Consider the following 8,684-nt stretch of genomic DNA (forward strand, 5'->3'; position numbering starts at 1 on the left):
AGAGGCGGGCCCGGTGAGCGCGAGGAGTGCAGCGCAGCGGAGCCCCGCAGTCGCGAACGAGAGGCGGGCCCGGTGAGCGCGAGGAGTGCAGCGCAGCGGAGCCCCGCAGTCGCGAACGAGAGGCGGGCCCGGTGAGCGCGAGGAGTGCAGCGCAGCCGAGCCCCGCAGTCGCGAACGAGAGGCGGGCCCGGTGACGGTTGGGCAGGTGTTGCTGGTCGCGGTGCTGGTGCTGCCGGCGGTGGGGGCGGCGCTGGTGGCCGTGCTCCCCGGGGAGCGGGCGGCCCGGCTGCTGGGTACGGCGGTCGCCGGCCTGACCCTGGTCGGGGCGGCGCTGCTGGTGCTCGGCGACCACGGCTGGTTCGGCTACGGCCCGGCCCCCGCCGTGCAGCCCTGGCACGAGGTCGACCTGCCCTGGGTGCCCGGCCTCGACCTGCGTTTCCACCTCGGGGTCGACGGCATCTCCTGGCCGCTGGTGGTGCTCACCGCCCTACTCACCCTGCTCTGCTGCGGCTACACGGTGCGCCGGGTGCCCGAGGGCCGGGGTAGCGGCCGGGCGCTGGTGGCGTTGCTGCTGGTGGTCGAGGTGGGCATCCTGGGCACCTTCCTCGCCCTCGACCTGGTGTTGTTCTTCGTCTTCTTCGAGGTCGTCCTGCTGCCGATGTACGCGATCATCGCCGGCTGGGGCGGCACCGGCGATGATCTGCCGGCACGGGACGCGGCCCGGGCGGCGGCCCGCAAGTTCGCCCTCTACACGCTCTTCGGCTCGGTGCTGCTGCTGGTGGGTGTGTTCGTCGTGGTGGCCGCCGCCGGGACCGCCGACATCGTGGCGCTGACCGGCGGGGTGGGGCTGTCCCGGGGCACCCAGTTGACCGCGTTCGCCCTGCTCGGGTTGGCGTTCGCGGTGAAGGCCCCACTCTGGCCGCTGCACTCCTGGCTGCCCGACGCGCACACCCAGGCACCCACCGTCGGCAGCGTCATCCTCGCCGGGGTGCTGCTCAAGATGGGCACGTACGGCCTGATCCGGGTCGCCGTCGGGGTGGCCCCGGAGGGGGCCCGCTGGGCCGCGCCGATCCTCGGGGTGTTGGCCGTCGCGGCGATCCTCGTCGGCTCCCTGGTCTGTCTGGCCCAGGAGGACCTGAAGCGGCTGATCGCCTATTCCAGCGTCGGGCACATGGGGTTCGTGCTGCTGGGGGTGGCGACGCTGACCGCCACCGGCATCCAGGCGGCGCTGATCGGCAACGTGGCCCACGGGGTGATCACCGGGCTGCTGTTCTTCCTCGCCGGGGCGGTCAAGGACCGGTCCCACACCGGGGCGCTCGCCGAGTTGTCCGGGCTGCGGGAGACCGCACCCCGGCTGGCCGGTCTGCTCGGCTTCGCGGCGGTCGCCTCGCTCGGCCTGCCCGGGTTGGCGGGTTTCTGGGGTGAGGCGTTCGCGGTGGTCGCGGCCGTCGAGCGGGGCGGGCCGCTGTGGACCACGCTGGCGGTGCTGGCGGCGGTCGGCGGGGCACTCACCGCCGCGTACTTCCTGCGGTTGCTGCGTCGGGTCACCCACGGTCGGCCGAGCCCGGTGGTGGGCCGGTTCACCCCTGCCCTGGCCGGGGTGGAGCTGACCGCCTGGGTTCCGCTGGTCCTGCTCGCCCTCGCCGTCGGCCTGGCACCCACCCTGGTGCTCGGCTATGCGAGCGGCCCGGTGGATGCCCTGGTGGCGGTGCTCCGGTGAGCGCGAGGAGTGCAGCGCAGCGGAGCCCCGCAGTCGCGAGCGACAGGTGGGTGCGGTGAGCGCGAGGAGTGCAGCGCAGCGGAGCCCCGCAGTCGCGAACGAAACTGGTGGCTCGGTGAGCGTGAGGAGTGCAGCGCAGCGGAGCCCCGCAGTCGCGAACGGAGGTGAGCACCGGTGAGTCTCGTGCAGAGCGTCGACAACGTGGCGTTGCTGCCGGCGTACCTGGCGGCCGGCACCGCCGTACTCGTGCTGCTGGCGGATCTGCTGGTCGGCCGGGCCGGCGCGACGGTGGCCGTGGCCTGCGTGGGCGTCGTCGCCACCGGGGTCGGTGCGGTGGTGGTGGGCGCGGCCGGCACCCGGCGGACCTTCTGTGCGGGTGCCGACTGCTCGTGGGTGTTCGACGGCCGGGCGGCCCTGGTCGCCGGGGTCTTCGCCCTGCTCACCCTGGGGGTGCTCGGGCTGTCCGGGCCGCTGCTGCGCGGCGGCCCGACGCCGGTCGGGGAGTACTGCTTCCTGCTGGCCTGCTCGATGACCGGTGGCGTGGTGCTGGGCGCGGCCGGTGACCTGATCACCCTGATCGTCGCCCTGGAGACCCTGACCCTGCCGTTGTACGTGCTGGTCGGCCTGCGTCGGGGCAGCCTGGCCAGCGCGGAGGCGGCGGTCACCTTCTTCGTGGTGAGCGTGGTGGCCACGACGGTCACCCTGCTCGGCGCGGCCCTGCTCTATGCGGCGACCGGCGGCCTGCACCTGGACCGGCTCGGTGGGTTGCTGGCCGACGCGCCCGACCTGCCGTTGATTCCGGTGGCGGTGGCGTTGCTGGTGCTCGGGCTGGCCTTCAAGGTCGCCGCGGTGCCGTTCCACGCCTGGGCCCCGGCCACCTACGACGGAGCGCCGCTGCCGGTGGCCGCCTACCTGTCCACCGCGTCGAAGCTGGGTGGGGTGGTGGCCCTGCTGGCGGTGGTGCAGCGGGCGCTGCCGGCCGAGGTGACCGGCCCGGTGCTGGCCCTGCTGGCGGTGCTCACCATGACCGTGGGCAACCTGGTGGCGCTGCGCCAGCGGCGTACCGTCCGGCTGCTCGCCTGGTCGTCGGTGGCCCAGGCCGGTTACATCCTGGCCCCGCTGGGGGTGCTGGCGCTGGCCGCAGGCCGGGTCGACGACGTCCGGGCCGGGGCGTACGCCGCCGTGGTGGCGTACGCGGTCTTCTTCGTGGTGGTGGAGCTGGCGGCGTTCGCGGCGCTGGTGGCGTTGCGGCCGGCGGGTGCGGACGGCGGCACGCTGGCGGACCTGCGTGGGGTGGCCCGGCGGCGGCCCTGGGTGGGGGCGGCCTTCGCGCTGGCCCTGGTCGGGTTGGCCGGCCTGCCTCCGGGGCTGGCGGGGCTGTTCGCCAAGGTGACCGTGGTCCGGGCGTTGCTGGACGGCGGGGCCGGTTGGCTGGCCCTGGTGGTGGCGCTGAACGCGGTCATCGGCCTGGCCTACTACCTGCGGATCGCCGCGACTCTCTACGCCGACCCGACCCCACTGCCGACCGCCCCGACGCGCCCCGGGGAGTCGGCCGTCACGCCCCCCGCCGGGCCGGCTGTCGCACCCGGGGTGGGGTCCGGTCGGGTGGCCTGGCCGGTCACCGTGGCGCTGACCGGGGCGACCGCGCTGGCCGTGGTGATCGGCTTCGCCCCGCAGTGGGTGCTGGACCTCGCGTCCCGCTGAGCAGCCGCCGAAGCTCCTGACCCGGGCGCCCCTGAGCTGGTGCCCCGGGTCGTCCCCGGTGTCCGGTCCGTTCAGCGGGTTCCCAGCTTCTGTCAGTCAACTGCCAGTCATGAGCTGGATGGTTGACGGGTACCGGTGACGTTGTACCGGTCAGCGGGTCCCGCGCGACCCGCGCACCGAAGGAGCGATCGTGCATCACAACCGTCTGAAGACCGCAGCGCTGCTGGGCCTGCTGACCTCGCTGATCCTCGCGGTCGGCTACTGGTTCGGTGGGAGCGGTGGCCTCGTCGTCGCCGTCGTCGTCTCGTTGCTGATGAACGGCGTGACCTACTTCTTCTCCGACAAGCTGGCATTGCGCTCGATGAAGGCGCAACCGGTCACCGAGGCCCAGTTCCCCGAGTTGTACCGGATGGTCCGGGAGTTGGCCACCGAGGCCGGGCAGCCGATGCCCCGGCTGTACGTGAGCCCCACCTCGCAGCCCAACGCGTTCGCGACCGGTCGTAACCCGGCCAACGCGGCGGTCTGCGTCACCCACGGGATCACCGAGATCCTCGACTACCGCGAGCTGCGCGGGGTGATCGGCCACGAGCTGTCCCACGTCTACAACCGGGACATCCTGATCTCCAGCGTGGCGGCCGGGCTGGCCGGCATCATCACCATGTTGGCGAACCTGGCGTTCTTCATCCCGCTGGGTGGGAGCAACGACGAGGACGGCCCGAACCCGGCGGTGCTGCTGCTCACCATCATTCTCGGCCCGATCGCGGCCACCGTGATCCAGTTGGCGATCAGCCGGAGCCGGGAGTTCCAGGCCGACGCGTCGGGTGCGCAGCTCACCCGGGACCCGTTGGCCCTGGCCAGCGCCCTCCGCAAGATCCACCTGGGGACCCAGGCCCGGCCGCTGCCCGCCCAGGGGCAGCTCACCAGCACCGCCCACCTGATGATCGACAACCCGTTCAAGCGGGGTGGCGGCATCGCCGCGCTCTTCTCCACCCACCCCCGGATGGAGGAGCGGGTGGCCCGGCTGGAGCAGATGGCCCGCAACTCCGGCCCGGTGCAGTTCCAGCGCTGACCCGCACCGACCCCGCGTCCGCGTCCCGGACGCGGGCGCGGGCGTCTGCGCGGTGCCCCCGCCGGGACCACGGGCGCGGTGGTCCCGTCAGCGGGCCGGCGCGGTGCCTTCCGCCGGGAGCAGGGCCGCCGGAGGGCGTCAGTGCGGGGAAGCGGTGGGTTGCGGGCCGGCGTCGGTCGGCAGCCGGTCGGGGCGGGTCAGCAGCACCACGACCAGCAGCAGCACCCCGGCCAGCAGGTACGCCACGGCCGGCCCGAACAACGCGGCGGCCGACCCGAGAAGGAAGATCCCGCAGCCGGCGACGACGATGTTGGCGGCCACGATGGTCGCCTCCACCTGCCCCATCCGTTCCACCGGTGCCAGCCGGGCAAAGGTGGCCTGCGCGCCGATCAGCCACCCACCACCCGCGCCGATCAACGCGTTGGCGCAGGCCAGCGCCCACACCGGGGCGTGCGTGGCGACCAGCAGGGCGGCCAGCAGCAGCGCCCCGGCCAGGGCGGCGGCCACGGTGACCTGCCCGGTCAACCGGCCCAGCCAGGTGCCCCGCCCCAGCACCAGCACGAAGACCGCGCCGCCCAACGCCGACGAGGCCAGCACCACGGGCCGCCAGGCCCCGTCGGCGAGGTCCGGGGTGAGAGTCTCGGGCAGCGCGCCGGAGACGACCGTGGCGAGGGTGAGCAGGGCGACGCCGCGCAGCACCGGGTGCCCGGCGATGGTCCGTAGGCCGGCGGTGGCCGGTGGGCGTGGCCCGCGCCGCCGCTGCTGCCCGGTCGGCAGCCCGGCCAGCACCACCGCCGCGAGCAGGAACGAGACCAGGTCGATCAGGAGCGCCACCCGGGGGCCGAGGGCCACGGTGATGCTGGCCCCGGCCAGCAGCCCCACCACCTGGCCGACCTGGTTGGCGAAGGCGGACAGGCCGAACAGCGGCAGCCGCAGCGGGGCGTCCACCGACTCGGCGGCGACCGCCACGTTGACGCTGGAGTAGGCGGCCCGGACCGCGCCGAGCAGACCCGCCGCGACGATCGCCGGCACCGGCCGGGGCGACACGAGCGGCACCGCGATCAGCACCGCGCCGGCCAACGAGAGCCAGACCAGCAGGGTACGGCGGGCCGGCACGTCCAGCCAGCCGCTGAACACCGTGGCGACCAGCAGGGCGGGCAGGGCTCGGGCGGCGTACACGGCGGCGGGCCCGAGGACCGACTGCGTCTGGTCGTACGCGAGCAGCAGCAGCGCGGCCAGCCCCACGAAGTCGCCCAGCTCGGAGATGCCCCGGGCGGTGACCAGACGGGAAGCCACCGGGTGGCGGAACAGCGCCAGGTAACCGGGTGTCGGCGAGAGCCGCTCGTCGGCGTCGGTCATCAGGTCGTCAGGTTCGCTTCCTCGACCCCGTTCTGCCGGTGACGGCTGCTTTCCCGGAGCACCCGGGTCGGCTGGTGGCGCTGGCCGTCGCGGCCGGCGGGGCCGGATCGGCGCTGGCTGACGCGGGATGCCGGGCCGGGCCGGCGGTGCTCGATCGTGGTGCCGACCATCGGACCTCCTACGGCGTCGGGGGCGATTCAGCGGTGTATGTATCTGGGTCGATCAGCAAGTTACCCTCTCGCCGCCACCGGGTCAGCGGCCCGGGGTGTGAGTGAATCGACCATTCCCGGAGCGACCTGCGGCGTTAGGGTCTACAGGGTTCTGAGTCGTTACCTGATCGTCTCCTGGGAGGTGCCACCGTGGCCGCACTGCGCCAGTACCTGGGCGTCTGGCGGATTCCCGGGGCGCCGCTGCTGCTGCTCCTCGGTGTCGTCGGTCGCCTCGGCATCGGGATGACGCCGTTGGCGTTGCTGCTGGTCGTGGAGCAGGTCACCGGCCGGTACTCCCTCGCCGCCGTGGCCGGCGGCATCTACGCGCTGTCCGGTGCCGCGCTCAGCCCGGTCGCCGGCCGGATCGCCGACCGGGTCGGCCCCACCCCGGTGCTGCTGGTCACCGCCGTGGCCCACCCGCTGGCCCTGTTGGGGCTGCTCGGGGCGAGCCGCGCCGATGATGCCGACGTACGCCTGATCTATCTGGCGGCGGGGCTGGCGGGGGCCACCTACCCGCCGCTGACCGCCGCGATCCGGGGTGCCTGGAACGACCTGACCGCCCCGGCGAGCGGCCGGTACCAGCTGCGCAACACCGCGCTGGCCGCCGAGACGTCGCTGTTCGAGGTCGTCTTCGTGCTCGGTCCGCTGCTGGTGGCCGGGTTCGTCCTGCTGGCCGACGCCGCCGCCGCACTGCTCGGCGCGGCCGTGGTGACCCTGGTCGGCACCGGCGGGGTGGCGCTGGGGCGGGTGATGCGCGCCTGGCGTCCGCACGCCCGCGAGCACCACGCCCGGGGCCTCGGCCCGCTGCGGGTGGGCGGGTTCCCGGCGCTGCTGGTCTGCGTGGCGAGCCTCGGCATCGCCTTCGGCGCGGCCGGGGTGATCGTGCCGGCGTTCGCCGGCAACCAGCCCACCGACGACCCGCAGAGCCTGGCCGGCCTGCTGCTCGCCGTCTGGGGGGTGGGCAGCGCCGTGGGCGGTTTCTGGTTCGGGGTACGCCGCCCGGCGGCCAACATGACCCGCCAGTTCGCCTGGCTGCTCGCGGCGGTGGCCGGCACCCTGGCGATCTTCGCGGTGATGCCCGGCCCGGTGTCCCTTGGCATCGCCCTGGTGATCGGCGGGGCCACCATCGCCCCCGCGTTGACCCTGGAGAACACCCTGGTCGGGCGGATCACCCCGACGGGCATGCTCAACGAGGCGTACACCTGGGTGGTGACCATGTCGGTGGCGGCGAGCGCGGCCGGCGGCGCGGTGGCCGGTCTGATCGTCGACCACGCCGGCGGGGTGCCCTGGGCGTTCCTGTTCGCCGCCGGGGCGGTCGGCGTCGGGGCTGCCGTCGCGGCCCTGCCCGGCGGCCCGATCGCCCGCGCCGAGGCCACCGCCGTCCACGCCGAACACCCCGTCACCGTCTGAACGGGGTACGCGGTCCGCTGTCTTCCGGGGTCCGTGCGTGCGTCGGACGGCCGTCCCCGTCGGGGGACGACCGCCCGGTCTGGTGGCGTCTGTCTACCGGGTCAGCGGTAGTTGGTGAACTGGAGGGCCACCCCGAAGTCCTCGCCCTTGAGCAGCGTGATGACGGCCTGGAGGTCGTCCTTCTTCTTGCCGGTGACCCGGAGCTGGTCGCCCTGGATCTGCGCCTGGACGCCCTTCGGGCCCTCGTCGCGGATCTTCTTGCTGATCGCCTTGGCCTTCTCCGACTCGATGCCCTGGATCACCTTGGCGTCGATCTTGAAAATCTTGCCCGAGGAACGCGGGTCCCCGGCGTCCAGGGACTTCAACGAGATGTTCCGCTTGACCAGCTTCTCCTTGAACACGTCGAGGGCGGCGGCGACCCGCTCCTCGGTCTCGGCCTGGAGGCTGATCGCCTCCTCTCCCGACCAGGAGATCTCGGCGCCGGTGCCACGGAAGTCGAACCGCTGGGCAAGCTCCTTCTCCGTCTGGCGAAGGGCGTTGTCGACCTCCTGCCGGTCGACCTTGCTCACGATGTCGAACGACGGGTTCGCTGCCATGCTGATGCTCCTGCTTGTCCGGCGGTCTGTCAGGGTCGTCGCGGTGCTGACCAGCCCCACGACCCTCTGACGGTACCCGGTTGCCATACCCCCGGGGGCGACCGCTATCCTTGCTCCGCTGCCGCGTTGCGACGCGGTGGTGTGCCCTGGCGGGTTGCCCGAGCGGCCAATGGGAGCGGACTGTAAATCCGTCGCGAAAGCTACAGAGGTTCGAATCCTCTACCCGCCACCAGGTGCACAAAGAGGCTCCTGACCAGCGTGAACGCCGGTCAGGGGCCTCTTTCGTTGGTTGCGCTCGGTCTCACCGAGGACCCTTCGAATGGCCACGGTGAGGGTCCGAATGCAAACGTGTCGCTCCCGTTCAAGCTCTACCTGCTGAGCGGGGAAGAGGTCTTCTTCGGCTTCTACCCGGCGGTGGAGCGCACCCTCACCATCAGGCGGTTGTGGCGAGGGCTGTCAGGAACACGAGACCGACCGCGGCTAAAGCCACACCAATGACTCGTTCCAGCAGAATGAATCGTGCTAGTGCCTCGTCTTTGAACGTTGGTCGGGTAATGCGTCGGTTCTGAGGATGGATCGGGCAGGCTGTCTCCCAGCACTCGTGGTGGGAGGTGGTG

At 73.0% G+C, this 8,684-nt stretch carries 7 protein-coding genes, 1 tRNA gene and 1 pseudogene; 5 read left to right on the plus strand and 4 right to left on the minus strand.

The genetic code is table 11. The annotated features are described in order from the left end of the window. Positions 1 to 190: 190 nt before the first annotated feature. The 3 genes from AB0B63_RS32185 to htpX all read left to right on the plus strand — a co-directional run bounded on the left by AB0B63_RS32185 (position 191) and on the right by htpX (position 4,493). Positions 191 to 1,720, plus strand: coding sequence for an NADH-quinone oxidoreductase subunit M (locus tag AB0B63_RS32185; protein WP_357025750.1), 1,530 nt, complete (start codon positions 191 to 193; stop codon positions 1,718 to 1,720). 174 nt (positions 1,721 to 1,894) lie between these two features. Beyond that, the gene (locus AB0B63_RS32190; protein WP_357025752.1) at positions 1,895 to 3,424 is read left to right on the plus strand and encodes a proton-conducting transporter membrane subunit; all 1,530 of its coding nucleotides are present in this window, start codon (positions 1,895 to 1,897) and stop codon (positions 3,422 to 3,424) included. Between the two features lie 190 nt (positions 3,425 to 3,614). Further along, positions 3,615 to 4,493, plus strand: coding sequence for a zinc metalloprotease HtpX (gene htpX, locus AB0B63_RS32195; RefSeq protein ID WP_219464787.1), 879 nt, complete (start codon positions 3,615 to 3,617; stop codon positions 4,491 to 4,493). 138 nt (positions 4,494 to 4,631) lie between these two features. Here the strand turns inward: htpX and AB0B63_RS32200 are convergent, their stop codons facing one another. Continuing rightward, complete coding sequence (locus AB0B63_RS32200; protein ID WP_357025755.1) at positions 4,632 to 5,852, minus strand: MFS transporter; 1,221 nt, start codon at positions 5,850 to 5,852, stop codon at positions 4,632 to 4,634. After that, entirely contained in the window at positions 5,852 to 6,022 is a 171-nt protein-coding gene (locus tag AB0B63_RS32205) for a hypothetical protein (RefSeq protein ID WP_357025758.1), read from the minus strand. Before AB0B63_RS32205 ends, AB0B63_RS32200 begins: the two co-directional genes overlap by 1 nt. Before the next feature lie 189 nt (positions 6,023 to 6,211). Here AB0B63_RS32205 and AB0B63_RS32210 point away from each other — a divergent pair, with 189 nt between their 5' ends. Next, positions 6,212 to 7,471: an MFS transporter gene (locus tag AB0B63_RS32210; RefSeq protein ID WP_357025761.1), complete on the plus strand. Its 1,260-nt coding sequence runs from the start codon at positions 6,212 to 6,214 to the stop codon at positions 7,469 to 7,471. A gap of 101 nt (positions 7,472 to 7,572) precedes the next feature. On the opposite strand, the gene AB0B63_RS32215 is transcribed toward AB0B63_RS32210, so the two are convergent. Further along, the gene (locus AB0B63_RS32215; protein WP_091242112.1) at positions 7,573 to 8,067 is read right to left on the minus strand and encodes a YajQ family cyclic di-GMP-binding protein; all 495 of its coding nucleotides are present in this window, start codon (positions 8,065 to 8,067) and stop codon (positions 7,573 to 7,575) included. Between the two features lie 148 nt (positions 8,068 to 8,215). Here AB0B63_RS32215 and AB0B63_RS32220 point away from each other — a divergent pair. Further along, positions 8,216 to 8,299 (plus strand) — tRNA-Tyr (locus tag AB0B63_RS32220). A 201-nt stretch (positions 8,300 to 8,500) separates the two neighbouring features. Here the strand turns inward: AB0B63_RS32220 and AB0B63_RS32225 are convergent. Continuing rightward, positions 8,501 to 8,684 (minus strand): annotated as a pseudogene (locus AB0B63_RS32225) (hypothetical protein); the annotation flags it as partial.

Origin of the sequence: Micromonospora sp. NPDC049081 (genome assembly GCF_040648835.1) — a bacterium.
GTDB classification, from domain to species: Bacteria; Actinomycetota; Actinomycetes; order Mycobacteriales; family Micromonosporaceae; genus Micromonospora; species Micromonospora antibiotica.